Genomic DNA, 24,080 nt, shown 5'->3' on the forward strand with positions numbered 1-24,080 from the left:
GAAAACGCAAGACCTTTTGTAAAAAAAATCGTTGAATCTGGCTTGCGTCCACCGGCTTGAACCGCTAACATAATATTAATAGCTACGATACATGGCCCATAAAATCAGGTGACGAGGTGAATTTTTATGACTGGAAAAGTAACGATTAAGGATGTCGCTAAGGCTGCAGGGGTGTCCGAAGCAACGGTTTCCCGCGCGCTGACTCACAGCCCACGAGTTAAACGCGATACGCGCCAAAAGATTCAAAACATTGCGAATAACTTAGGCTATCACCCCAACGGCCTTGCTCGTAGCATTCGACTCCAACATACCCATACCCTTGGGGTCATTATCCCAGATATTTTAAATGCATTCTTTACTAAACTCAGTCGGGCCATTGAAGACGCCGCAGATAAAGCCGGCTATGATGTTGTGTTGGTCAACACCGATGAGAGTCTCGCCAAAGAGGCCAACGCACTCAGTCTGTTATTAGAAAAACAAGTTGATGGTATTATCATCACCAGTGCTGGTGGCCCCACTAAGTACACTGATATTTTGGGCAACACACCAGCTGTCTTTGTTGATCGCATGCCGCCCGTTACTGGCCAACTAGCTTACGATCGCGTGCTGGTTGACAATATCCAGGGCACGCGGGCTGTTGTCACTGAGCTTATTCATCAAGGCGCCCAACGAATTGGAATCATCAATAGCGCCGTTTCCTTTACAGCGACGGAACGCATGACCGGTTACCGAGAAGCCCTAACCCAGGCTGGCTTCGAGCCTGATGCTGCTATTGAGGCAACGGCGCGAACGGACAATAGTAACGTACAACAGATGACCCGCCAGCTACTGGTTAATCAAAAATGCGATGGCCTCTTCGTTGCCGACAATACCATCATGGAAGAAGTTTTACGCAAACTTCCAGCGCTTGATCTCCCACCCATTCATTTAGGTGGCTTCGACGATCAAGATTGGTTTGACTTCTTACCCCAACCGATTGTCACGGCGCGGCAACCCATTGCTCAATTGGGGCAAACAGCCATCGACCGTCTGTTGGCTAAGATTGACGACCCCGACTTACTCCCGGAAGAGATTCGTCTCGCGGCCACAACCATTTCACGCTAACTGAACCCCTAAAAGCTGTTGCGCGAAATACGCCGCCTGCTCGGTATTTAAATGACACCCGCGCAAGTCATTGGCCGTTAGCCGTAACTCATCAAAGTCACACGTACTCAGATCAAGGGCCTTTAACCCAGTACCAGAAAAATCGGCCTGATTCAAATCACAGCGGGTCAATTGAGTCTTAATCATCACGCTGTCGAGGCAATTAACTTCTACTAATCGACTTGCTATTATCTTGACGCTAGTGAACTTAACCTCATTAAGATTGGCCAATGATAAATCACAGTCCGTGATGACCACGTCTCTAAATACCGCGTGGTCAAAGGTGGTCCCGACCAACTTACAATTCTGCAGTTGAACCCGGTACAGGCTGGCCGCTTCCAACTGACAGTTAACCAATGTACAGTTCTTAAAAATAACATCAGTTAACTCTGCACGATAGAAGTTATCATTAATAAACGTCGTCCCTTCAAATAAACACTGATCAATCAACGGATGCTCCAGTGACTGGTCGGCAATCGTCTGCTGTTGTACATGGGCCATTTGTAGCTGCCGGTCTTCATCAGCTGTAATGGCTAAAAAGCTCTGCGCAGTTAATGTTGCGGGTAAGATTCTCGGGTCGTTCATGAAAGGTCCTCCTTAATCAGTGACCTTAGTATACCGTAAGTATGTTCCCAAATTAAACCGGGCTTCACCATCTGCCAAAATTGGCAGTGCTGAACATTAAAAATAGCGGCTACTGATCAGTTATTTCCGTCAGTAACCGCTACTTTTATTAAAATTCATTCTCTTTAATCTTGCAGCAATATCAGTTTTAATCCAACAAGACTACCATTCCTTGCCATCCAACACCGCCGTAGCCCAGCGGGAAGCGGCAAATGGGCTCAGTACCGTCGTTATCCTTAGGGCGCGTCTTTCGTGCGCTTAGGATAAGACCGAGCTTTAAGACAAGTGGGGTGCTTGGCTTAAAGTCGTGTCCGGGACGTTCCAGCCCATTTACCGCGACCAGAGGGCGGACAACAATCACAAACACTCACCGCCAGTTGGAGAACCTACGCAATCGGATCATAATTAGCCCGGGGACCGCCAACATATTTTGGCCGTGAGCGGAGGGCCGTCACGTGAGCCCCGCCGAGTTCCAAAATACTTGGCCGAACGGGAACCTGAACGAACTTCACGTGCATCCCAATTGCTGTATCACCAATATCTAAACCGGCTTGTGCCACAACGTGTTCGACTTCAATTGGGTCGGTGAACTGCTGAAAGGCTGCAATGGAACAAGCCCCACCCGCGTGTAGCGCGGGCACAACGGTTACCTCTTCAAATCCTTTATCTGCGGCTACCGCACGTTCCACCACGAGGCTACGATTGATGTGCTCACATCCCTGCACTGCCAAATGAATCCCCTGCGGGTCCAACTGGGCACGCAACGCCCGAATAATCGTCGTGCCCACCGCCAAATCAGAATTCTTACCAATGTGTCCACCCACGACCTCACTAGTTGAACACCCCAAGACAAAGACATCCCCACGATGTAATTTTGCCGCCGCCAACACGTCTTGAACAATCGTTGTAACCTGCTGTGTTAAGTGATCTAAGTTCATTTCTGTCATATTAAACGCTCCTATTTTTATACTAAATCTGGTTTCAACCGCGTCAAAGGCCCCACAATTGAGAGGGTTACCCCTGCACCAAAACCAACTTGAACCACATTACCAAAGATTGATGCCAATCCGGCTGGCCAGCCAAATAGCAAGGTCGTGGCCAAACAATACCCAATCACCATTACCAAGCTCCCGACTAATAGCGGTAATAGCATGCTCCTAATACCTTTATGGTGTCGCGGAAGCAACCACCCAACGACTAGCCCCTGCGTGCCGTGGATCACCAGCGAGAAGAGACACCAGACTGGATAGCCCGTCAAAATATCAATTAAAAAGCCACTAGCGCCACCAACTAATAAGCCCATTCGCCGACCGTACAAAATAGCACTGGTATAGATACCAACTTCGCACAAGGTAACAATCCCTTTAGTCGCCGGAATTGGAATGACGACGAGAATAGATAGCGCCACCGTCATGGCAATTAATACCGCTGCAATCGTGTTCTCTTTTAAGCTTCCTTTGGTCATTTCGTCACCACCTGATGCCAGCCACCAGGCCACACACTACCATAGTCATGACTAATGGCAACGCCGTGTGTAATGGCAGCATGCACAAATTTTTTAGCAAACGTCACCGCTTCAAGTAGCTCCTGGCCTTTTGCCAATTGCGCGGTAATTGCGGCTGAGAAGGTGCAACCTGCCCCATCGCTGGCTGCATTCAAGATGATTGGCGCTTCTAACCACGTCACGTCATCCCCAATCAACAAGCAATCCGGGGCCACTGACCCACCCAAGCGACTGCCACCCTTGATGACCACATTAGGGCACCCCAGCGCTTGAATCTGCCGAGCTGCTGCGACCATCTGTTCACGATTGGTAATGGTTAATCCACTTAGCTGCTGGGCTTCCAGCAGATTGGGTGTGGTGATCGTGGCCAATGGCAACAGTGTCTCTTTCAAGGCCGTTAAATACTCGGGCGTCACTTGCAACGGCCCTTCCTTAAAGACCATTACGGGATCAACGACCACCGATATTTGGGATGAACGTAAGCATTTGACTGCCAAAGTAAGCGCTGTCAAATTACCGAGTAATCCTGTCTTAACGGCCTTAATCGGGACCTGGTCAAAAACGGATGTTAACTGTGTCGCCATAACTTCAGCCGGCAACTGAAAAGCCTTCAGTTCATCCGGGAGCACACTCACGACACTCGTGAGCACACTCAGGCCAAAAGTATGTAATTCTTCAAACGTTTTTAAATCGGCTTGTATACCGCCACCAGCTAAGCTATCCGAGCCGGCAATGGTTAAGACATTTTCCATCTGATCGCCCCCACGCTCTCCAGTATCGGTCAGCTGTGACTCAAGTACAACCACCAATTGGCTTGTTTTAAAACCAGCCAATTATGCTATGCTAGAAGCAACCACGAAAGGATCTGGACGTATGCTAAATTGGTCACATCTGCCCGCCATCAAGCCTAAATACCTCGCCATTACGCAATTCATTAAACAGGCCATTCAAAATGGTGATCTGCTCCCCGGCCAACGTCTGCCAGCTGAACGCGAACTCGCAACGTTATTGCACGTTGATCGGTCAACCGTTACCCGCGCTTTATTAGACCTGGCTGCCGTGGGTATCTTGGTCAAAAAAAGAGGCAGCGGGACGTTTGTCGCCCAACTACCTCACGTCAATCAACTGGCTAATAAAGTTAACTGGCAAGCCTTCTTGGAGAATACTACTGCCACCCGACACGCTACGTATCAACGAAAACTAGCCAAGGCTCGAACTACCGCAACGGTTCCCCTCATTGACGCAGCAGCAAATGAGCTGCCAACCAACCTCATTCCCCAATTGGGAACCTTAACCTTAGACTGGCAGGGCTTTTTGACTGCCCAACAACAAGAGGAACGTACGGGTTATCTGCCGCTCATGCAAACCATCAATCGCTATCACACCGCACGGCAGCAATTCACATTGGACCGCCAGTCCCTGATTATCACCGGTGGCGCCCAGCAAGCGCTCCTCCTCATTCTTAATAGCCTGTTACAACCGGGAGACGCGGTAGCCTTCGTGACCCCGTCATACTTTAGTGCCAGTGCGGTGTTCAGCGCCGCCGGGGTACGCGCCTACACGATTCCAACGACCACCCTTGGTTTAGATTTGACGGCGTTAGAGACCGCCATTATTAAACACCGGATTAAACTACTTATCCTAAATCCCACACTCCAAAACCCAACTGGGCGCATCCTCCCCTTAGCCGAACGTCAGGCTATTCTGGCACTATGCCAACGCTATCAGGTCGCCATTGTTGAGGACGATGTCTTCGGTTGGCTGGTTGATCGTGACATCGCAGTTCCCCCATTTAAGGCCCTCGCACCAGACAATGTGATCTACATCAGTTCGTTGTCTAAGCTGCTGGGGTCTAGCACCCGAATTGGCTGGATTGTCGCTCCACAAGCTATCGGTGAACGCATTCGCCAGGTTCAAAAAAACTTGGATTTAGTTCCCAGTCTATTGGCCCAGGTCATGGCCGATCACGCCCTAAACAGTCCGGAATTTTCGCTCGGCGTTACCCAGCTCACCACTCAGCTCGCCCAGCGCCGCCAAAATGTGACCGCCATTCTCCGACAATTACGCCCCGATTGGCACTTTGTCACGCCCTTGGGTGGCTTTTACCTCTGGGTAACACAAGCTGACCGCAATGTCTTTGAGCATTTGCTTGAGCAGCACCTCTTAGTAACGCCGGGACCGATCTATGGCGCTGATCGTTCGGCCTTTCGCTTTAACTTTGCAGGGCTGGACTATCGCCAACAACGGCTGCTCATCCAGCGCCTTTCTTGACCCGCATTAATGGTCGGGATACGCTGTTGACGTATGGTCCGATTGCCGAAAACCATTCGTTAGTGGTACTTCTACTGGTAAGCGTCCCGTCTTAGTATTACCCGGCTCTCCAATATAAACGTGTGGATTACCATAATCGGTGTCGGCTTTGGCTTCGCTGGCCGCTGACTGCACCGTCTCGTCACTATTGTATAAATAGTGCCCGTTGGTAACAAATGGCCCTTGCGGTAGTGGTGCCCGGCGTCCGGCGGCAGCTTGTAATTCAGCAATGGTGTGTTGACGGCTATCTGGATAAACTTCAACCATACTACGCCCGGCCGTATCAAAGGTGCGCCACTGAAATGTCACGCGTTTGACTCGATAGTGCTTTAGAACCGTTCGGTATTTAATCAAGCTCAACATATCTCCTTCTGACATATTGGTTCGCACTTGTCCTTTCACATCCCCCATTATCTGACTTCCCTTAGCGACTAATGCCCCTTGATTGAGTCGTTTAAGTAACGCATACAACACCGCCTGTTGTCGGAAGCCACGATATTGGTCATTATCGACGTGGCGCTCCCGGGCATAAGCCAAGGCGCGGGCACCATTCATCTCCTGTAGTCCCGCTTTAAAATGAACAGCGTGTCCCCAATAGTTTTGACCAACAAAAGCACGATCGACGCGAACGCTTAATGGTCCAATATCATTAATCGCTTGAATAAAACCATCCCAGTTTAGCGTCACGTAGTAATCAATCGGTAGCTTCAAGAAATGCTCGACCGTTGCAACGGCGGCCGCATCACCACCGTACGTATAGGCCGTTTCAATTCGCTGATAGCCATGATATTGTTGCGAATAGATCTTCGTAAACGTGTCTCGCAACAAACTGCACAACGTTATTGTCTTAGTCTTATGATTCACGATAACCACCATCATGCCATCCGTTCGACTAGTTGATAACTTTCTTTTCCCACTGTTATCCAGTCCGAGTAACAAAAATGTGCTGACTGATTTGTTAGCCAAGTCTTGATGGTGCTTGATAACCTGTTCTTCTTTAAACGAACGTAACGTCTGAAAAAACTGAACGCCTTCAACCGTCACGGCGATTAATACGATCACCAAGCAGACTCCCACTAACCAAACCAATCGCCTTACTCGAAAATGTTGGCTCTGCCCATGCTTCATTAGTTACGCCTCCTACCTGCGATTCATCTGCTTGAAATATTGCGTTATTTCAAGTGTTTTGCGCATAATTTGTGATGCCGTCCGTTGTTCAACGGGCGTTTTAAGTCGATACACGCGGACTAAGGTTCCCGGAGACCCATTCATCACATAGATGACATTAGACAATCGAACCGCTTCGGAAATATTATGCGTAATCATCACCAACGCTTTCATATTCAGGTCACCTTGTCGCCACAAGGTCATCAAGTCTGAACTTAATTGCTCCCCCGTTAACACATCTAATGCTGAAAAGGGTTCATCCAACAGCAATAATTCAGGGTCCACCGCCAAGGCGCGGGCAAATCCAACACGTTGCTTCATGCCACCGGATAACTCATACGGATAAGCTGCTTCCAACCCTTTCAACCCAATCAGGTTGATTAGGTCACGCACTTTCTGCTGAATCTGTCCCTGATTGCGTTTCCGACTATTCTCTAACCCAAACGCAATGTTCTTCTGTACTGTGAGCCAGGGAAACAGCGCAAAGTTTTGAAAAACCATGCTGATTCGCTGACTGGGCTTAACGATCTGTCTCCCAGCAAAATCAATCGTCCCCGTACTCGGCCGGCTAATACCAGCCATCATGCGTAACAACGTTGATTTACCCACACCTGATGGACCTATGATACTGATAAACTGTCCCGGTTTAACAGCAAGATTAATATCCGTCAAAACTGGCCGAATGCCTGATTTTTCTGCGTGTTCAAACTTCTTAGAGACGTGTTTGACATTTAATAATTCGCTATTTGTCATGATGCTACCTCCCCGATTAATAATGAAATCGTCGTTCTGCAAACCGATACAGGGGCTGCCAAATAAAGATGACACAGATCCCTACCAACCCACAGATAATCAATACCCCAGTGGCTTCCGCTGGCTTATTGTCCGTATTACCCGCGATATACGCCCCTAATCCCGCAACGGAAAATTGCTTGGTTCCCCAAGTAATCAACTCAGCAGCAATATCCGCATTCCATGCAGCACCAGCCGCATTGATGATTGCTGTAATTAGGTAGGGGAAAAGTGAGGGAAATAAAAATCGCGTCCACCAGCGCCAACCTTTTAGGTGAAAGACTTGTGTGACTTCTTGGATGTCAGCGGGGATTGCCAAGTACCCCGCAATAACATTAAAGAAAAAGTACCATTGCGTACCGGTCATAATCAGTGGAATCACCCACCACTGATGCGTGGTCCCGGTTGCGACAATAAGTAGGGCCACCACCGGGACATACACGTCCGCAGGAATCGAGCCAATAACTTGCCCCCAGGGCTGGATTCTATTTAATCGGCGCGGATTGCTAGCTACCCAAACTGCTAACGGGATAAAGATCAGCGCCGATAATACCACCGCTGCTAACACCCGGCCAGTTGTTAAAAGTGTCCACCAAATGAGTGTTTGCCAATTGAGCCATTTTAAATAAGTCGCTAAAAATCCGATTAGTCCTACCATGGCACAGCCTAAGCTGAAGTACCACAGCGTCAACCAAAGCTTTAGCCACTTATGCAACCACTGCATAAATTGTGGTAATCGCAGGTTTTCCCAAACCTGGGGTAAGCTAAGCAACCACCACGTAGACACCTGATGTCCCCCACTGATGCAGCCACTTAGGTAACTTAGCGTGGCTCACCAGATCGTAGACTCGTGACTGCGGCGGTAACTGATTATCTGTGCCCGTACTGTATTTATAGTGAACCGTCCCCTTTATTAGTGGCTGGAAAAGACACACATTAGTAAATAACACACAGACCAGTAAGGCACCCAGCGCCGCAGCGACCGCGCCAAATTTCGACCTATCCAAAGCAATCTGGATATACGACCCGATCCCGGGAAGAATTAAGGTCTCTGTCCGTGGGAACGCCACGGTGGCTTGTTCACAGGCAACTAAGGCAAACCACGCGGCTGATTGTGAAATAACCATATTCCATAAGATTCCAGGAACGGCATAAATAAATTCTAGCCGCCAAAACCGTTGCCAGCTATTACAGCCAAACTGATCGGCGACCGTCAGTAATTCTTTCGGCGTCACCCGCAGCGACTGATATAGTACCAACATAATATTCCAAGCCTGGGCCGTGAATACGCCAAAGATGGCGACGGCTTCAACACCCAACACATTATTGGGAAACCATCCCATAAACCAAGCCGTGGTAAATGTGAGAAAGCCCCGTAATGGTACCGATTCTAATAAATTAACGAGCGGCAAGATAAAATACCGAGCCGTTTTGTAACGCGCCGCCATGACGCCAAATACTAAAGAAAACGCTAATGACCACAGCATGCCAATAAACAAGCGGGTCATTGTTCTTAACGCCGCTTCGACAAGTTGCGCGAACGTGAAATAATTCTTAGATCCCAGCACATCTAACTGTTGTTGTGTCGGTAACTGACTAAGTGGGCGGTTCATTTGCGTGAGGCACCACCCCATCATTATCAAAATTCCTAAACCAATCCCGCATAGCACGAGATTTCCAACTACCGGTTGCCACTTCCTTGGTAATTTTAACCACGTTATAAGTACCCCTTCCTATCATTAAATTGCGCTTAGTTCAGCGACTAAAAGGCCCATCAGCAAACTGCAGCTGATGGGCCTAAACTAAAATGGATTGCGAGTATTATATCGACGCATTCATTGAGTTTTAGCACTTTAAGACGTAAGAACTAGTCTAGTTGTTTTGAAAAAGCCTTAATTCGGCAGTTTCTGCTTTACTCATTCCTGTCTCTCGACATTTCTGGGCAACAACCTATGTTCTTAAAGTAACCTCACCTAATTGCAATTTATTTTTTGAGTTGATTCACGAATCAACAACTGAATTCTAATCGTAACTATTAGAATAGTCAATAGTTAGCCATTCATATTCTCCGTAACGCTACCAATTATTATCGTTATTTAAGCTTCCTTTAGAATTCTGTCACTTTACTTAGGGGACCCGCACTGTTAATAAAACTTATTGGGTAGTGAAAAGATAGATCTAAAGCTCCGATATTGTGCTGAAAGCACTAGCCCAATTCCCATAAAATTACCGAGCAGCGCCGACCCGCCTTGACTCATAAAGGGCAAGGGGATTCCTGTCAGTGGTAACAGCCCCACCGTCATGCCAATGTTTTCAAACATATGAAACGTCAACATGACGGCCACGCCAATTGAGACATAGACGTATAACAATTGATGACTCGTCAACGCCGCTTGCACCACTAAATAAATTAAGTACATGAAGATACCTAACACGACCACGCTACCAACAAATCCAGTCGTTTCGCCAATCACCGAAAAAATCATATCAGACTCTCTGACGGGCACATAAACGGATTGGTGGTGAAAGCCAATTCCCCAGATGCTTCCAGAACCGATCGCCGTCATACTTTGCCACAATTGATAGCTTTGCCCTGAAGTATCCCCACTGGGGTTAATCCAAGAGTTAATTCGTGCAAATTGATAGGCTTTAAATCCCAGATGCGTCAGTAACTGTTGCCCCCCACTGGAAGTGGCCGCCCAAACAAGGCCCGCGCCAACTGTACCCGCGGATAAGAAAAGCCGCCACAGAAACTTACTGCGACATTGCGAGACAAGTAAACACCCTGCTAGAATCGCCACGAATACCATTGTCGTCCCCAAATCATGAATGAACTTCAACAAGATAATGATGGGTAAGGTGTAGCCCAGCATTTTCTTTAAAAGCCGCCAGTCGTCTTGGGCACGCTCATGCAAGCCCCGATGATAATCTTCTACCAATAGGCGGCTCATCATCAAAATATAAAATGGCTTCATCACTTCTGCCGGTTGAAACGTCAAGGGCCCAATCGCAAACCAACTTTTGGCTCCCGTCTGAATAAAATAAGCTCTGCTGTAAAAAAACAACACTAAGACTAACCCCGCTAATCCACAGTAGTAACCAACAGTGGTCCACTGCAACAACTGCCTTTCACTAACGTGCATAATGAGACTAGCCAATAGACTCCCTAAGAGATACCATATCATCTGCAGTCCAACTGTTTTAACTGGACTGGTAGGATTTAAGTCACGACTACTCGCAAAATAAAGCGCCCCCATACTCAGACAAAATAACAGGATGAGACACAGCACAATCCCCCAACCATAATCGCAGATTCGATCGTTGGTCTCAACGCTATTGACGGCTCTTTTATCCATTTTTTCTCCTCCACTAGTAACCCTAAAGATGCCCTTAGTATAACGACATAGAGAATTATTTCACTAGCTAATGGACTTTGTTTAATCTTTATTAAAGGCCTTAATCAGATTATAAAATTTACGAATGCGACGTTAATTCTCAATATCACCTAACCGATTCAATCCTTGCAGCTCAAGCAACTGGAACATGACCAAATCATCTGCAAGGAGGTCGATAGAACTTACGTCCCAATCAAAACCAGCTATCATTTATCTCCGCTGGGTCAGTCGTTGGTTCCCCTCATTCGGGCGATGGATACTTGGAGTCGAGATTATTTACAAATCGTGGCAAATAACTAGAAACGTTAATTTATACACTAACGGACTAGTGCTACTTTAACAATTACCCGATAATGTATCCCATTGGCACTTATATTCAGTTCCCCTATCCGGTATACTAATTAACAAATACAGCGGCAAAGGATGAAATACATACATGAATTTCCGAAAAACTAGATTACTGTTACTCCTCGTACTCATCAGTGGATTATCGCTGACACCCCCTGCTTTCGCTGATAAACACCTTATTGCCGCTACGTCGCTTAATGCTAGTCACTCAGAACAACTAGGGCGTCAATTCACCGAATTAGCAATACCATTACACCTCAATAACCGCTTAATGCCGACGGCCGCGTCCAGCAGTCAGCCAACGTCAACTTTTTATGAGAAGTGGGTTAATGGTGGGTTAAATACATTTGCACCAAATAAATCGGCCTTGGTGGCCCTGCATACCTATTACGGTAAGATCGCAGTTTCTCTGATGCTGGGGGGTCCCGCTGGCGGTGCTTTAGTTGCTGGCCTACCGGGCGCAGTTGTGGGGACTGTTGGTGGCAATCTGATGGCTAACCGCTTCAACACCGCACAAGCTGACATTGGCGAATTGATCAATGCCGGTGCCACTCAGGGTGGTTGTCGCATCACCTTAGTTGACGAGTTTCCCATCGCTAATCTGTCTTCTCAAATACAAGCCACCACTCAAAACCGTTAGGAGCGCTATTTCCCATGTATTTTTTAACACTCATTGGTCTAGTTATCCTACTACTGGCCCTTGTAATTGGATTCATCAGATATCGTCATGACCACACCCATAAGCGCCACTTACTATTTTCAATCCTATACGGGTTATTTGGTCTCTTCGTGATAATGTGGTCTTTTTTACCATAAGTACACAAAAACCGGCAAACCGCTCTCGTAATCGAGACTGGTTTGCCGGTTTTTTGGTCATGCCTAACTAAGGTTTTGACACAACTTTTGCTGATTATCCGTGTCCCCCCAACGGCCCTTCGCTAGGCTCCGGGCCGGAGACCGATTAGTTTAAGATCTCACAGAACTCAATGGTTTCGTGATTTGGACCGAGAATATTAAAGAAGCGAATACCCTTATCCCAAAATGACGGAATCGATTGAATTTCAGTATTCACCAGGTGTAAGCCTTGTTGCTTAGCAGCAGCAAACGCCTTTTCCACATCCGTGGTGTTTAATGAGATATGATTGATTGCGCCTGCCGTGGGATTCGTGGGATCACCTTCCCACGTTTCAATCGTTAAATTGCCCAAGCGCATGAAGGCACAGCGATTTTCACCATTGTGAAAGAGGCCAGCCCGTTCAAATCCTAGTGACTGATAAAACGCCATCGTTTGCTCCAAATCTGCTGTGGGAATACCTACGTGTTGAATGCCCGTAATAAATTCTTGCACTGCCATATTAAGACTCCTTTACTTGACCAACGTCAACCGCTTGATGCTTCAATCTTGGGAAGATCACCTTATCCGCGATACCCGTAATCCCACCTTGTGCTAAGAAAGCAAAGATGGTTCCCAGCCCAAAGTTAGTAAATGTTCGGGTAATCACCAGAGCAACAATCGCCATGATGGTTGGTGGAATGTATGAGGCCCACATCGCCTTGGCTGCATTGCCCTTAAAGTACCGGAACCGAAGAATCTGCATCAAATCATCAGCCGGATGTAAAACCAAGTTAACCCGTTGGTAAATCGAGATTGCCACCGCAATAAAGGCCACGCCAAGGAAGTTCAAGCCGACATATAGGATCACCATTCCCAGACTACGGGCTTCCGGTAATCCACTGAACAACGCCGGATACTTACCATCAAAGAAATCTTCAAAAACTTGAATCAATGCGGAGAATGGGACCATAAAGACCATGTTTCCTGCGATCCGTTTCCAATCCCAATGATGAATCAAAATGGCATTTAAAACGGCCGTGAGAAACCCCATAATCAGGAATGCCCAAAAGAGGTTCCAATGAAAGGCGGTTCCCAAGTTCGCTTCGGCTGCGGACCAATAGGCCGCCCCGAGGAAAGAAGGGTGAATCTTCGCACTGGTTACCAGCGTTAAGACGTTACCCGCCGAATTAATCACAAGGGAGAGTGCAAAGTACGCAATCGCCTTGCCCATAGAAATGGTGCGCCCACTGTTAACTGCCATCGTATCCATCCCATCGTTTGAACGAAGTGCTTCAGCTTTCACAATAATCCCTTACCTTTACTAGTCGCTGACCTTCACAACTGCCTTGCTGACATGTTCCACTTTGCCGTTCAAGACATCTTCAACTTGTTCCAGACTAACTTCGTGGCTGATCAAAGATTCCACGTCCAATTGCCCACTTGCCAACAAAGCAATGGCATCTTCAAATGCATATGGGTTGATGAAGGCCCCTTGGATCTTCAATTGCTTTTGGTAAACTTCATACGTGTTCATTGAGAACGTTTGGTTAGGCTTACCGACCCCAAACATCAGCACTTGTGCGCCCTTCTTAGTGGCTTCAACGGCTTGTTCTTGCGTTTGTGGCAGACCAACCGCTTCAATCACAACGTCGTAGTCGGCTGGAATGCTGTCACGAGTGGTGTTGTATGTGTTAGTGACGCCAAATTTTTCCTTGTTAAAGGCTAATTTTTCATCAACAATCCCGGCGAAATCAACTTGGTGAACGCCATAGGCTTGCAGTAATTGGACAAAGAGTTGTCCCATAAAGCCATCCCCAATAACCAAAGCCTTTTGATAAGGGGTGAGATCAAGTAACTTGACTCCGTGAACGGCACAGGAGATTGGTTCAACCGTGGCCGCTGCCTTCAGTGAAACACTGTCAGGAATGGGGTAAACAACGGAAGCAGGAGCTGTGAAGCTTTCTTCCAAACCACCATCACGTGTCACCCCAACGGCTGATAAGTTGTCACATAATTCTGGACGATCAGTCCGGCAGTATTCACATTCGCCACAGTAGATGTTAGGGTCAACAGTCACCCGGTCGCCCACCTTCACGTTGGTCACGTTACGACCAATTGCGGCAACAATTCCGGAATTTTCATGACCCAAGACAATTGGTGGCACAGCATCCGCAGAACCAGGAAGACCAGCGTATAAGGCCCGGTCAGTCCCACAAATCCCTGCATAGGCAGTATTCACTAAGACTTCATCGTCTTTGACAGTTGGTGTCGTGACATCTTGCATCTCAAATTGTTTTGTACCCGTTAGAACTAAAGCTTTCATCAGTAAATCTCCCTCTCTTACTTGTTGTATTCGTTAAGTGCTAGGGCAAAATCCCCCAGCGTGGCTGACCCATTGTCCTTGACGGCTGGCATCACAATGTAATCTGTGAGCTTACCGACATCGACATAGTGGTTCAATAACTGGTCAAATTCGTGGCGGACCTTATCCAGAAAAGCTTCACTCACCACACCGCCGCCAAAGACAATCTTGTCAGGCCGCATCATCAAGGTGACCTGTAAAGCGGCTTGGGCCACGTAATAGGCTAAAATATCCCACACGTGATCCGTCAGTGGCACGTCCTTACCAGGTTTCCCTAGCCGCGCGTCGAACGTGGGACCACTGACTAAGCCTTCTAAACAGTCACCGTGAAAGGGGCAAATCCCAGGAAAATCTAAATCGTCGGGGTGGCGTTTCAATCGGACGTGACCCATCTCGGGATGACCGAGGCTACCAACGAAGTTCCCGTCGATGATGGCACCCGCACCCACGCCGGTTCCAATCGTGAAGTAAACGAGTGAGTTAATGTTTTCGTTGAATAGCGTGGACATCACGTACTCACCATAAGCCGAACCATTTACGTCAGAGGTCCAATACATGGGCACATCTAGTTCCTGCTTGAGGCGACCGACAAAGTCCGTATTGGCCCAACCAACCTTGGGCGTATTGGTAATGTAACCATATTTAGGTGAATTGTGGCGCAGTTCAATCGGTCCAAAAGACGAAATGGCAATCGCCTTTAAATCCGGGAACTGTTTAAAGTACGCGATGGTCTGACTGAGCGTTTCTTCTGGGGTGGTCGTCGGGATTCGGACCTTATCCTGTGTGCGATAATCCTCGTTACCGATTGCACAAACAAATTTGGTTCCCCCTGCTTCAATACTTCCGAGTTGCATATTGCTAACCTCCATATTTACGCCGGGGGCCGTGACCCGCGGCACCGTTTTGACTAAATGTTATCTGACTGAGACAGCCATCTTTAATTCGAGATTAGTATAGCAAGCTAAATTTGTGAAAATAAGGGCTTTTGGATTTTTATTTTTTCAGAAAATACGCTTCCATCCCGATAATATTGCAATACAATCGATTTCATTTTTCGTGAAATTGGTCACTTATGGGCGATTTTAATACCATTTTCTGTAAGCGCTTACTTTTAAAAATAAATGGCTGAATCTAGCCGTTTCATCCTTTACAGACCCCTGGTAAAACTGGTATAAAGAACGTAACACTTTAATCAAGAGAGGAACTCAGCCCATGCAACGAAAATATCGTGATTATTTTGCCTACCTAAAAACCATTAACCCTGATCCCAACGCCTCCTTCATCGCCGTCAGTCCTGCAAATGTGCAGAAAACTGACCCCGATAAATTCGCCACACTAACGGCGCGGGCTGGCCGCCGATGGGGCGTTATTCTCTTCCACGCGCTTTATGGAAATAAAACCACGAAGAAAACCAACGTTCCCTATGCGGTAGTCCATGAGGATTCCTTCGCCCGTGACTGGGACGGCATTGATCGGGCCGAATTCGATGAAGATGTCGCAATCCTCGTCCAGTGCCACATGCTCCAAGTCAAGGAGGTTCAAGGACTCACGCGTCTAATCATGCGCTACCCGGAACCATTAGCCAGTCTGGCTGACCTGCGAATCAAAGGTATTGACCAAATCAACCCTGGATAATAAAAAGCTGGTTGCGGGTCCGCTTGTATTTATGCGGACCCGCAAACAGCTTTTCTAATCTTTTAATTACTTTTCATGGCGTGCCTGGTAAGCGCGACTATAAGCATCAACGCCGCGCATGGCTTGGGCAACATCATCTGGCGTTACCTTAAATGGCATACGATCCATGGTGTCGGCCGGCGCAGTTGCTTGCTGACCAACCTTCAACAGGTCTTCATCCGTGACATCTGGAATCTTCAAGTCAGCTAAGGTTGTCGGTAACCCTAATGACAAATCAAAGGCTAAATAGCGGTCAAATTCCGCTTCACTCCGACCTTCCAAGAAGAGTTGGGTCAACGTGCCATAGGCTACTTTTTCACCATGAGTTAACTCATGAATCGGTCCATCCAATGCCGTTAGTCCGTCATGGATGGCGTGTGCCGCAGCCAAACCACCACTTTCAAAACCAACACCACTCATTAATGTATTGGCCTCCACTATCTTATTGAGCGCTGGCGTCACAGCATGTTGTTTAACGGACTCGAGGGCAAGGTGACCGTAAGCAAACAAGGTATCTTCACACTTCTGGGCAATCGCGTTACCGACCAGCGTTTGTTTAGCGCCCAGCATAGTGGCATTATCCCCCTTGGCAACTGCTTGAGCCTCAACATTGGTGGCTAACGCATCCGCAATGCCCGATGCTAATAACCGAGCTGGCGCACCGGCCACTAGTCGGGTATCTACCAACACGAGGTCAGGGTTTTTGTCGTAAAAGCGGTATTCTTTGAACGAGCCATCTGCATGATAAATAACCGATAAACGTGAGCACGGCGCATCAGTCGACGCTAACGATGGCAAGATGGCTACCGGCAACTGTAGATTATCAGCAATTGCTTTGGCAGAATCCAGCGTCTTGCCTCCGCCTAAACCGATAATCACCTCTGCCCCAAACTCCCGACCAATGCCAGTAATCCGGTCAATCTCTTCAGGAGACGCTTCTCCACGGAAGATCACCTTATGGACCGCTATGTGGTGATCATCAAGATACGCCTTGAATCGGTCTCCAATAATTTGATACACCACTGAATCGGCCATTAATAGGGCTTTGTGACCAAATTTTTCTAAATAAGCGATACTGTCAAATAGGACATCTTTACCTTGTACGTATGAAGCCGGACTACCAAACATCTGGGTCATTTAAATCGCTCCTTACTAATCGTGATTATTTTCACAACACCATCATTATACGATGTGCTATGGACAACCGCAAACATTCCGGTTGCCCCCATTTTTAAGATGTGCTAAGCTATGGCTACATTATCAAGTCGCATACATTTGTTCTCTAGGGTTCCGCCACACGGGTCTGGTCCGAGAGAGAACCTGCGGGTCAGTCCGTAGACACGGAAGGGAAAAAGCCTGGGAGATTTTGTCAGTCATTGACAAAATTTCTCAGGCGCTTTTTTTGATAATTGCTGATTTTAATTAAGCAACTAGGAGGTTTTTGATGATGTGGAAACATTGGTTAACCGTCGTTTTGGGCGCGGTTTTTGAAGTTAGTTGGGTGGTCGGCTTTAAGCATGCCACGACCCCCTGGGAATGGTTAGCAACCGGTATCGCCATCTACCTCAGCTTCTACTTTTTGATTCGGGCGAGTCGAATTCTGCCCGCCGGAACCGCCTATGCCGTGTTCGTGGGCCTAGGAACACTTGGAACCACCAGCATTGGCATGTTCATCTTTGGCGAACCGATTAGCTGGTTAAAAATTGCCTTGATTCTACTGCTACTGGTCGGTATCGGCGGACTGCAGTGGACAACCACAAAGGAGGCCAACTAAGATGGCATGGTTATTTCTCATTGGCGCCGGCTTAAGTGAGATGTTAGGCGTCACCTTGATGAATTGGGCACTTCACCGCAAGACGTGGTGGCTGTGGGTCCTGATGATTCTCGCATTTACCCTGAGCTTTGGTGGCTTGGAACTCGCGTTAAAAACCTTACCGATGGGCACCGCCTATGCGATTTGGACCGGAATTGGGGCCGCCGGTGGCGTTCTTACCGGCATGCTATTCTTCGGTGAATCAAAAGACTGGCGTAAACTCGTCTGGGTCGCTGTGATTCTGAGTGCAACGTTGGGTTTAAAATTAATTAGTTAGTAACTTATCGCTTGTGCCACTCTTCTCGCAACACCCCATACTTTACTGAATCCCAATAACGACCTTGCCAGTAGCGAACCTGGCGCACCCGGGCTTCTTCACGTAAGCCCAGCGACTCAGCAAGATGACACATTCGCCGATTACCTGACCACGTGGTTAGTCCAATGTGGGGGAGCGGCGTTTGAGTCCATAGCCAATCAATCCATTGTGATAATGCGGCTTTGCCAATCCCTCGTTGCCAGCGGTGTTGGTCATAAATGGTTATGCCGACATCTAGCCAACGGTTGAGCGGCGCATCATCGTAATATGCAAAAACCATCCCCACCATTTGACCATCTACCCAAATCACCTGGCGCCAAGGCTGGTTCACGTAGTCTTCGTGGCCGGGGCCCGTCACAAATTCTGCATAGGTCGGCACGTGATCGTGAAAATACGGGCCATTCCACTGTGTCCATGCCGCCTGCGGATCACGAAAGGCCAATTGCCAAAACGCCGCAACTTCCTCGCGCGCTAGGGGTTTTAACGTTACTTTCATGCGTATCATCTCCTTAATGGCTTCTAGTATAAAAAAAGATGCCCCCACCACAACCTCAGGGTCATCTTCTAGTCATCTATTTAGCTAACTTGGCGCCTTTATCCACGTATGTCATGGAACCAATCGGACCACTAACGGCTAATTTGCCGTGTTTATAAACTAATTTCGTTACCGCAGCATTCTTCAGCGGTGCGCCGGTGTACTTGCTACCGGCCATGGTTGAGAGATATTCGTTAATGGACATCCCGGAACTAACGACCAATGCGTTACCGCCGCCCCGCTTTTGCGTAGCCTTGGCGATGGTTAACAATTCCTTAGCCATCCGCTTTTGTACTTGCTTAGAACTTTCTGCTCGGTCACTAGCCACCAGATTGGTCTTTTGGCTATTTTCCTGATCAAGTTTGTAGTAGGCATCCTGTAACAGATTCCAGTAGTCTTTACCTTGCTTGGCCATCATTTCATCACCGGACTTGAAGCCGTAAACACCGGCAATTAAGGCATTGTCAGCTGCAATACTGTCACCTTCAAAGCTGCCGTAGCCGCCTTCACGTAAGTATTTGGACACGTTGACCTTAACCTTCTTGTTTCCCGAGTACTTGAGCGCTTGCTTGGCCGTCACTTGTTGCCGGGTCAAATTCCCAGCATAGGCCACTTTGAAAGTCTTGCCCTTCAAGCCGCGTCCCAAGTTGTTGGCAACGGCAATCCCATTGCTGGTCAGTGGGAAGTCGCTCCATCCTTGAACCCGTCCCATCACGTTTCCAGTCGTTTCACCATGCCGCGTTAAATAAATCGTCACGGGTTTAACTGCTGCTTTCTTCTTGGTCTTGGCCTGCGCATTGCTGGGTACCGCCACTAGGGCCAATGCACCAGCAGTCACAGCTAATAGACTAACAACTTTCGTCAATTTCATGGGTGATCTCCTCCGAATCTGAAATGATGTTGCATGGTTAGCGATGCTCTATTTGACGAATGACTAAAATTGCCAATAAGGAATCGCTTACATTCTAAAATGTAGCATATTCGCTTGACGAGAACAACCATTTTTTTGCGGTCTTGTGGTTCGACCACTTAACGTTTAGGAATTAACTAGCGAGCATGGCGTTCGCCGATTTAAACCAAAGCTACCATGTTCCAACAATCACAGGAACATGGTAGCTTTGACTGGACTTTTCAAGATGCTTTGCCATAATTTGAATCAACAACAAGGCCGCATAAGCTAACGTAAACGCCCCCAAGACACTGAAGCTGGGGCGTGCCTTAGGTAAAAGCAAGTAGCGCATCCAAGCCAACGCGAGTATTACCGAATTTACCAACAATATGACCCGCTCTTTTGATAGCGCGACATCTGGTAATAACATGGTTCATTCCCCCTTATTGCTGGCATCGTACTGTTTACGTGACCAAATCGCAATAATTACTTAGCAGATGATTTATTAAATGCACGCAACCAAGATCCCTTGTGACCCATATGGGTTGACCGCCGTTAAATATCATATATAATATGTTTATCAATACAAAAAGTGGCGACCGTCCGACCGGCCACCACAAGTTCGCAAGTCTAGTGCGGTATTGTGGGGGCTACTTCTTTTTAGAAGTAGCTTTTTTTATTATCCGATATGCTCTAGCCAAATTGACTATCGCTAAGGATAATACGTAGGTCGCCATGGCGAACGCCACGCCCCCAATACCTTTCTCACTAGTATCGTCATGTTCACCGCCCCCTGGTCTAGAATGTGGGAGGGCGTAACCGACTATCTTGCTAAGTCGTGCTCCGGGTAATTACGCCTTCGCTTGACTGTATCCATTACTATATAGTAGCCACTACGAATAAGCAATACATTTTATACTGTATCTTTCCGTTACCCAGCTAGCCTAGCATCCTAGAAAAGGCAACGACTGACGGTCTAAGTTTCCGCAATCGTTGCCTTTTGGTATTACTTACCTTTCACATCTACCGAGCCACGCCACTTCAACGCACTTTCTTGGCTAGCGAAATCAACTGGCCATTGACACTCACACCATACGTTGGAATGGGGCCACTAATCACCACCACCGTGGTCTCAGTGGCCGTCAGCTTAATCTCCAACACGCTTTCGGCAATCTTCATCCGGTAGGTTAGCTGCGTCAGTTCTGACGGCAGATGATTGGTAAAGTGAACCACCTCGTCTTGCACGTAGAACCCCGAGAAGCCAGCGACTAAAGCCAACCAACTGCCGCCCAAATTAGCGAGATGCAGACCATCTGCCGTGTTCTTTTGCAGATTGACCAAATCCATTTGTGCCGTATCCATAAAATAGCGATAGCCCTTCTCGACATCCCCCATCCGTGCCGCTAAAATACTGAAAATCGAACGCGACAAAGAAGAATCATGCGTGGTCATGCCTTCATAGTAATGGTACTCCCGCTGCAACTGCTCTGGCGATAAATCCTCTGGAAACAGGTAATCTGCCAGCAACGTGTCCGCTTGTTTGGCAACTTGGTACCGATAGATTGTCAACGGGTGATAGTGGAGCAACAAGGGAAAGTTTTCCGGTGTTGACTGCGCCACCGGCCAGCGTGGCTTGCTCAGAAAACTATCATCTTGCGCGTTGATCTGCTGTTCAGTACTATAAGGCAAATACACGTGCTCTGCCAGATTTTGGAAGGCATCAATATCGGTCGCATCAATCCCAAATTTAGTTAAACCATTGGGGTCCACTTTCAAAATCTCCTGTGCCAGATACGTAACGAGTTCAAAGTTGTGTTTAGCTAAGCGATTGGTATAGTAGTTATTATTGACCAACGCCGTGTACTCATCGGGCCCAGTAACGGTGTGAAATTCAAACCGCTGACTCGTACCCACCTGATGCCAGGAACCAAACGCTTCCCAGAAATGCGCCGTTTCCAAAACCATTTCAAAACCACATTGCTTGATAAAATCAATATCGCGGGTAATCTCGTAATACTTACCCACTGCATAAGCAATATCGGCATCAATGTGGTACTGTGCGGTTCCTGCTGGGAAATAAGCCGAGGCCTCTTCGCCATTGATTGTCCGCCAAGCAAACAAGGCGCCTTGGTCGACCCCCAGTGTCCGGGCGCGTTGCCGGGCCTGTGGCAGTGTTTGGTACCGATAGACCAGTAGCTGACGGGCCATCGGCTGATTGGTATAGATGAAGTACGGGAGCATGTACATCTCGGTATCCCAGAAGTAATGGCCCTCGTAGCCGGAACCACTGAGTCCTTTGGCCGCAATATTGGTCCGTCCATCACGTCCAGCCGCCTGATTCAATTGAAAGAGGTTGTAGTGAATCGCGAGATCTAACTCATCGTTGCCCCCCACCGTGACTTCACTGCGTTGCCAGACATCTTGCCAAAAGTCACGGCTGTCGGCCAACAGTGCGGTTAGAGCCGTTGCCGGAAATGGGAGGGCGGGATCGATGGTATTTTGTTGCCCCATCTCCCCTACATAGACTTCATAGCTCAGGTGGTGCGTTGTATGGTCGCTCAAGTCTACTGGCTGCCGCAAGAGACTCCCCGGTGTTGTCAACATCCCCAAATAGATGGTCACCGATTGCTTGGTCTGCCGCGTCTTAACGTGATACTGCTGCAAGTCTTTTGCCATAAAGGTGGTTTCACAAATGGGCAGCCCGGCGAGTCGCGTCTTGCGGGGGTCAGCAGATGGTAAGCTTTCGGCTTCGGCGGGAACCGCAATCGTTTTATTGACGACTAGGCCACCAGCATAATTGCCGGCGAGAAAGCCATAATTGACCGCCCAAAAAGCCGTCTGCGTCTGCCCAATCACAGACTGAACACTCATTGCAATCGTTTCACCCTGCCGTGTTTGCAGTGTGTAGTGTTCCGTGAGTTCCCCCGTTGCCAAATCCAGATCAACTTTCGTCCGCTCACTGCTGGTAAAGCTGTGCCCGGTCGTTGTCGCCACGTTGATATGGCGAAAGTCGGGTAAGTTAAGAATCGTTTGGTGGGCCTTCGCGTACCCCACACCGGCTTCGCCATACGTAATCGGTGCCGTTTCATAGAAGCCGTTGATGAGCGTCCCCACAATTGGATTTCCCGTAATGGGGTCATTGGCTCGTACCCCGAAGTGCCCGTTGGCTAAGGAAAAGACGGTTTCCAAATAAGCCGGTTGGTGATTGGCCACATCGTGTAGTGTTAAATGATAATCTTGTAACGTCAACATGATCTCCCCCAGTTGTCGGATTTGCACCCGGTTTAAATGAATTTTGCCGCTGTCATCAACGCATCTTCCACGGCTGGGACATTGCCCGTAAAGTTCAAAAAGGCATGGCTGATGCCGCCATAACGGAAGTAGTTAGCATCACCATTGGTGTGCCCCACACGCTTGATGAAGGCTTCTCCCTGTAGGCGGAACGGATCATATTCGCCCACCAGTAAGGTCACGTTGTGAAAGATCGTTGGGTCGGCCAACAATGGCGATAGAAGTGGGGCCGTCAAATCAACGGCTTGATCCGCCACATAGTAACCACTCATGATGGCATCGAGTTGCTCGAACAACTGGTAACTCCGATGTAACGCCGCCCGTTGCTCCGGAACAATCGTAATCTGGCTATCGTCCCACAGTGGGCCCGTCAACTTAGACCCTTGAATAACTGTTGGGTAGAACAACACGTGACTGGCAATCTCACAAATTCCCATGGACTTGCAGAGTTGGCTAACGCCTAGGGCAATCGATGCTCCAGCAGAGTCACCGCCCAAAGAAATATGAGCGTATTCAGCAGTCATCGCTGCCACCACAGCCAAGCCATCCAGAATGCCGGCTGGGTAAGGCTGTTCGGGGGCCAAGGCGTAGTCGACATTATAAACCACGCAATTGGCCTGTTCAGCCACAAATTTCAATGCCAGTAAAACATCTTCCGGCGTGCCGCCGTAGTAGGCACCACCGTGAAAATAAATATAAGCTTTGTCCGCGTTCAAATGATCCTCACGGGCAATACGGATGACCCGCACTCGCCGATTCATCGCCACAATCTGTTGCATTTCAACCTTCATGGCTGTTGTGGTCAAGTCCCGCTGACCAGACGTTTCCGTCCCCTGGCGCAAACTGAACAGGTCGGTGGGCAACTGCGGATTGGCTTCAATCCCCGCAACGGTTTCCCAAACTAACGGTTCGAAGGTGTGCAGTGGGTCCCGTTCTTTAACCCAACTGGTGACTCCATCAGCGATATCGGTCACACCAATCCCCTGTAGTCGGCGTAACTCATCGCTGTAGCCCAATGACTGCTTGGTCGTTGTATCATTTAGCATCTTGATTACCCCTCTCGTCTGACACAGCCGTCAAGA

26 protein-coding genes and 2 riboswitches are annotated in these 24,080 nt (G+C 48.2%); of the genes, 7 read left to right on the top strand and 19 right to left on the bottom strand.

Annotated features, from left to right (window positions below):
• Positions 1–126: 126 nt before the first annotated feature.
• Positions 127–1,104 carry a LacI family DNA-binding transcriptional regulator gene (locus ACP4IT_RS09120; RefSeq protein WP_015474479.1) on the top strand — a complete coding sequence of 326 codons (978 nt, stop codon included), beginning with the start codon at positions 127–129 and terminating at the stop codon, positions 1,102–1,104.
• On the opposite strand, the gene ACP4IT_RS09125 is transcribed toward ACP4IT_RS09120, so the two are convergent.
• The 4 genes from ACP4IT_RS09125 to thiD all read right to left on the bottom strand — a co-directional run bounded on the left by ACP4IT_RS09125 (position 1,096) and on the right by thiD (position 4,023).
• On the bottom strand, positions 1,096–1,728 hold the full coding sequence (locus tag ACP4IT_RS09125; protein ID WP_011668922.1) for a pentapeptide repeat-containing protein: 633 nt from the start codon (positions 1,726–1,728) through the stop codon (positions 1,096–1,098). The genes ACP4IT_RS09120 and ACP4IT_RS09125 overlap by 9 nt on opposite strands.
• Positions 1,729–2,153: 425 nt before the next feature.
• Complete coding sequence (locus tag ACP4IT_RS09130) at positions 2,154–2,714, bottom strand: TIGR01440 family protein (protein WP_011668924.1); 561 nt, start codon at positions 2,712–2,714, stop codon at positions 2,154–2,156.
• Positions 2,715–2,731: 17 nt separating this feature from the next.
• A complete protein-coding gene (locus tag ACP4IT_RS09135; RefSeq protein WP_011668925.1) occupies positions 2,732–3,232 on the bottom strand; it encodes an ECF transporter S component in 501 nt (166 codons plus the stop codon).
• A complete protein-coding gene (gene thiD / locus ACP4IT_RS09140; protein ID WP_011668926.1) occupies positions 3,229–4,023 on the bottom strand; it encodes a bifunctional hydroxymethylpyrimidine kinase/phosphomethylpyrimidine kinase in 795 nt (264 codons plus the stop codon). The genes ACP4IT_RS09135 and thiD overlap by 4 nt, the downstream gene beginning before the upstream one ends.
• A gap of 121 nt (positions 4,024–4,144) precedes the next feature.
• Here thiD and ACP4IT_RS09145 point away from each other — a divergent pair, with 121 nt between their 5' ends.
• A complete protein-coding gene (locus ACP4IT_RS09145; RefSeq protein WP_225367593.1) occupies positions 4,145–5,542 on the top strand; it encodes a PLP-dependent aminotransferase family protein in 1,398 nt (465 codons plus the stop codon).
• 6 nt (positions 5,543–5,548) lie between these two features.
• Here ACP4IT_RS09145 and ACP4IT_RS09150 read toward each other — a convergent pair whose 3' ends face one another.
• The 5 genes from ACP4IT_RS09150 to ACP4IT_RS09170 all read right to left on the bottom strand — a co-directional run bounded on the left by ACP4IT_RS09150 (position 5,549) and on the right by ACP4IT_RS09170 (position 10,896).
• Entirely contained in the window at positions 5,549–6,709 is a 1,161-nt protein-coding gene (locus ACP4IT_RS09150; protein ID WP_082265444.1) for an LCP family protein, read from the bottom strand.
• Between the two features lie 12 nt (positions 6,710–6,721).
• Entirely contained in the window at positions 6,722–7,501 is a 780-nt protein-coding gene (locus tag ACP4IT_RS09155) for an ABC transporter ATP-binding protein (RefSeq protein ID WP_011668929.1), read from the bottom strand.
• A 16-nt stretch (positions 7,502–7,517) separates the two neighbouring features.
• The gene (locus ACP4IT_RS09160; protein WP_015474484.1) at positions 7,518–8,327 is read right to left on the bottom strand and encodes an ABC transporter permease subunit; all 810 of its coding nucleotides are present in this window, start codon (positions 8,325–8,327) and stop codon (positions 7,518–7,520) included.
• Entirely contained in the window at positions 8,305–9,177 is an 873-nt protein-coding gene (locus tag ACP4IT_RS09165) for an ABC transporter permease subunit (protein WP_047021131.1), read from the bottom strand. The genes ACP4IT_RS09160 and ACP4IT_RS09165 overlap by 23 nt, the downstream gene beginning before the upstream one ends.
• A 187-nt stretch (positions 9,178–9,364) precedes the next feature.
• Positions 9,365–9,528, bottom strand: a riboswitch (M-box (ykoK) riboswitch).
• Positions 9,529–9,684: 156 nt separating this feature from the next.
• The gene (locus tag ACP4IT_RS09170; RefSeq protein WP_011668932.1) at positions 9,685–10,896 is read right to left on the bottom strand and encodes an FtsW/RodA/SpoVE family cell cycle protein; all 1,212 of its coding nucleotides are present in this window, start codon (positions 10,894–10,896) and stop codon (positions 9,685–9,687) included.
• 165 nt (positions 10,897–11,061) lie between these two features.
• On the opposite strand from ACP4IT_RS09170, the gene ACP4IT_RS09175 reads away from it, so the two are divergent.
• Together ACP4IT_RS09175 and ACP4IT_RS09180 are read left to right on the top strand one after the other, a co-directional pair.
• Complete coding sequence (locus ACP4IT_RS09175; protein WP_015474488.1) at positions 11,062–11,235, top strand: winged helix-turn-helix transcriptional regulator; 174 nt, start codon at positions 11,062–11,064, stop codon at positions 11,233–11,235.
• 136 nt (positions 11,236–11,371) lie between these two features.
• Positions 11,372–11,923, top strand: a complete 552-nt coding sequence (locus tag ACP4IT_RS09180) for a hypothetical protein (protein ID WP_011668733.1) — start codon at positions 11,372–11,374, stop codon at positions 11,921–11,923.
• Between the two features lie 321 nt (positions 11,924–12,244).
• Here ACP4IT_RS09180 and ACP4IT_RS09185 read toward each other — a convergent pair whose 3' ends face one another.
• From ACP4IT_RS09185 to scrK, 4 genes are read right to left on the bottom strand one after another with little or no spacing between them, the layout of a single operon-like run.
• The gene (locus ACP4IT_RS09185; RefSeq protein ID WP_047021133.1) at positions 12,245–12,637 is read right to left on the bottom strand and encodes a VOC family protein; all 393 of its coding nucleotides are present in this window, start codon (positions 12,635–12,637) and stop codon (positions 12,245–12,247) included.
• A gap of 1 nt (position 12,638) precedes the next feature.
• Positions 12,639–13,388, bottom strand: coding sequence for a hypothetical protein (locus ACP4IT_RS09190; RefSeq protein WP_035464285.1), 750 nt, complete (start codon positions 13,386–13,388; stop codon positions 12,639–12,641).
• Positions 13,389–13,439: 51 nt separating this feature from the next.
• Positions 13,440–14,441: a zinc-dependent alcohol dehydrogenase family protein gene (locus ACP4IT_RS09195; RefSeq protein WP_015474491.1), complete on the bottom strand. Its 1,002-nt coding sequence runs from the start codon at positions 14,439–14,441 to the stop codon at positions 13,440–13,442.
• Positions 14,442–14,458: 17 nt separating this feature from the next.
• The gene (gene scrK, locus ACP4IT_RS09200) at positions 14,459–15,334 is read right to left on the bottom strand and encodes a fructokinase ScrK (protein WP_011668737.1); all 876 of its coding nucleotides are present in this window, start codon (positions 15,332–15,334) and stop codon (positions 14,459–14,461) included.
• A gap of 358 nt (positions 15,335–15,692) precedes the next feature.
• Between scrK and ACP4IT_RS09205 the strand changes: the two genes are divergently transcribed.
• Complete coding sequence (locus ACP4IT_RS09205) at positions 15,693–16,115, top strand: hypothetical protein (RefSeq protein ID WP_011668738.1); 423 nt, start codon at positions 15,693–15,695, stop codon at positions 16,113–16,115.
• A 66-nt stretch (positions 16,116–16,181) separates the two neighbouring features.
• On the opposite strand, the gene ACP4IT_RS09210 is transcribed toward ACP4IT_RS09205, so the two are convergent.
• Complete coding sequence (locus tag ACP4IT_RS09210) at positions 16,182–17,291, bottom strand: glycerol dehydrogenase (RefSeq protein WP_426855559.1); 1,110 nt, start codon at positions 17,289–17,291, stop codon at positions 16,182–16,184.
• Between the two features lie 134 nt (positions 17,292–17,425).
• Positions 17,426–17,519: riboswitch (guanidine-I (ykkC/yxkD leader) on the top strand.
• An 82-nt stretch (positions 17,520–17,601) separates the two neighbouring features.
• Between ACP4IT_RS09210 and ACP4IT_RS09215 the strand changes: the two genes are divergently transcribed.
• Together ACP4IT_RS09215 and ACP4IT_RS09220 are read left to right on the top strand one after the other, a co-directional pair.
• Positions 17,602–17,928, top strand: a complete 327-nt coding sequence (locus ACP4IT_RS09215) for a DMT family transporter (protein ID WP_011668740.1) — start codon at positions 17,602–17,604, stop codon at positions 17,926–17,928.
• 1 nt (position 17,929) lies between these two features.
• Positions 17,930–18,244, top strand: a complete 315-nt coding sequence (locus ACP4IT_RS09220) for a DMT family transporter (RefSeq protein ID WP_011668741.1) — start codon at positions 17,930–17,932, stop codon at positions 18,242–18,244.
• A 4-nt stretch (positions 18,245–18,248) separates the two neighbouring features.
• Here ACP4IT_RS09220 and ACP4IT_RS09225 read toward each other — a convergent pair whose 3' ends face one another.
• The 5 genes from ACP4IT_RS09225 to ACP4IT_RS09245 all read right to left on the bottom strand — a co-directional run bounded on the left by ACP4IT_RS09225 (position 18,249) and on the right by ACP4IT_RS09245 (position 24,044).
• Complete coding sequence (locus tag ACP4IT_RS09225) at positions 18,249–18,779, bottom strand: GNAT family N-acetyltransferase (protein WP_024855339.1); 531 nt, start codon at positions 18,777–18,779, stop codon at positions 18,249–18,251.
• A 76-nt stretch (positions 18,780–18,855) separates the two neighbouring features.
• Positions 18,856–19,689 carry a histidine phosphatase family protein gene (locus tag ACP4IT_RS09230; protein ID WP_011668743.1) on the bottom strand — a complete coding sequence of 278 codons (834 nt, stop codon included), beginning with the start codon at positions 19,687–19,689 and terminating at the stop codon, positions 18,856–18,858.
• Positions 19,690–19,900: 211 nt separating this feature from the next.
• Positions 19,901–20,137 (bottom strand): hypothetical protein, encoded by a 237-nt coding sequence (locus tag ACP4IT_RS09235; protein WP_011668744.1) that lies wholly within the window; start codon positions 20,135–20,137, stop codon positions 19,901–19,903.
• Between the two features lie 611 nt (positions 20,138–20,748).
• A complete protein-coding gene (locus tag ACP4IT_RS09240; protein ID WP_156646878.1) occupies positions 20,749–22,959 on the bottom strand; it encodes a glycoside hydrolase family 65 protein in 2,211 nt (736 codons plus the stop codon).
• A gap of 32 nt (positions 22,960–22,991) precedes the next feature.
• On the bottom strand, positions 22,992–24,044 hold the full coding sequence (locus tag ACP4IT_RS09245; RefSeq protein WP_087609247.1) for an alpha/beta hydrolase fold domain-containing protein: 1,053 nt from the start codon (positions 24,042–24,044) through the stop codon (positions 22,992–22,994).
• Positions 24,045–24,080 lie beyond the last annotated feature (36 nt).

This window comes from Levilactobacillus sp. LN180102, from assembly GCF_050106635.1.
Taxonomy (GTDB): domain Bacteria; phylum Bacillota; class Bacilli; order Lactobacillales; family Lactobacillaceae; genus Levilactobacillus; species Levilactobacillus brevis.

Coding starts and splice junctions, on each gene's coding strand:
- ACP4IT_RS09120 (WP_015474479.1), top strand. CDS start 127: ATGACTGGAAAAGTAACGATTAAGGATGTCGCTAAGGCTGCAGGGGTG.
- ACP4IT_RS09125 (WP_011668922.1), bottom strand. CDS start 1,728: ATGAACGACCCGAGAATCTTACCCGCAACATTAACTGCGCAGAGCTTT.
- ACP4IT_RS09130 (WP_011668924.1), bottom strand. CDS start 2,714: ATGACAGAAATGAACTTAGATCACTTAACACAGCAGGTTACAACGATT.
- ACP4IT_RS09135 (WP_011668925.1), bottom strand. CDS start 3,232: ATGACCAAAGGAAGCTTAAAAGAGAACACGATTGCAGCGGTATTAATT.
- thiD (WP_011668926.1), bottom strand. CDS start 4,023: ATGGAAAATGTCTTAACCATTGCCGGCTCGGATAGCTTAGCTGGTGGC.
- ACP4IT_RS09145 (WP_225367593.1), top strand. CDS start 4,145: ATGCTAAATTGGTCACATCTGCCCGCCATCAAGCCTAAATACCTCGCC.
- ACP4IT_RS09150 (WP_082265444.1), bottom strand. CDS start 6,709: ATGAAGCATGGGCAGAGCCAACATTTTCGAGTAAGGCGATTGGTTTGG.
- ACP4IT_RS09155 (WP_011668929.1), bottom strand. CDS start 7,501: ATGACAAATAGCGAATTATTAAATGTCAAACACGTCTCTAAGAAGTTT.
- ACP4IT_RS09165 (WP_047021131.1), bottom strand. CDS start 9,177: ATGATGGGGTGGTGCCTCACGCAAATGAACCGCCCACTTAGTCAGTTA.
- ACP4IT_RS09170 (WP_011668932.1), bottom strand. CDS start 10,896: ATGGATAAAAGAGCCGTCAATAGCGTTGAGACCAACGATCGAATCTGC.
- ACP4IT_RS09180 (WP_011668733.1), top strand. CDS start 11,372: ATGAATTTCCGAAAAACTAGATTACTGTTACTCCTCGTACTCATCAGT.
- ACP4IT_RS09185 (WP_047021133.1), bottom strand. CDS start 12,637: ATGGCAGTGCAAGAATTTATTACGGGCATTCAACACGTAGGTATTCCC.
- ACP4IT_RS09190 (WP_035464285.1), bottom strand. CDS start 13,388: ATGGATACGATGGCAGTTAACAGTGGGCGCACCATTTCTATGGGCAAG.
- ACP4IT_RS09195 (WP_015474491.1), bottom strand. CDS start 14,441: ATGAAAGCTTTAGTTCTAACGGGTACAAAACAATTTGAGATGCAAGAT.
- scrK (WP_011668737.1), bottom strand. CDS start 15,334: ATGCAACTCGGAAGTATTGAAGCAGGGGGAACCAAATTTGTTTGTGCA.
- ACP4IT_RS09205 (WP_011668738.1), top strand. CDS start 15,693: ATGCAACGAAAATATCGTGATTATTTTGCCTACCTAAAAACCATTAAC.
- ACP4IT_RS09210 (WP_426855559.1), bottom strand. CDS start 17,291: ATGACCCAGATGTTTGGTAGTCCGGCTTCATACGTACAAGGTAAAGAT.
- ACP4IT_RS09215 (WP_011668740.1), top strand. CDS start 17,602: ATGTGGAAACATTGGTTAACCGTCGTTTTGGGCGCGGTTTTTGAAGTT.
- ACP4IT_RS09220 (WP_011668741.1), top strand. CDS start 17,930: ATGGCATGGTTATTTCTCATTGGCGCCGGCTTAAGTGAGATGTTAGGC.
- ACP4IT_RS09225 (WP_024855339.1), bottom strand. CDS start 18,779: ATGAAAGTAACGTTAAAACCCCTAGCGCGCGAGGAAGTTGCGGCGTTT.
- ACP4IT_RS09230 (WP_011668743.1), bottom strand. CDS start 19,689: ATGAAATTGACGAAAGTTGTTAGTCTATTAGCTGTGACTGCTGGTGCA.
- ACP4IT_RS09235 (WP_011668744.1), bottom strand. CDS start 20,137: ATGTTATTACCAGATGTCGCGCTATCAAAAGAGCGGGTCATATTGTTG.
- ACP4IT_RS09240 (WP_156646878.1), bottom strand. CDS start 22,959: ATGTTGACGTTACAAGATTATCATTTAACACTACACGATGTGGCCAAT.
- ACP4IT_RS09245 (WP_087609247.1), bottom strand. CDS start 24,044: ATGCTAAATGATACAACGACCAAGCAGTCATTGGGCTACAGCGATGAG.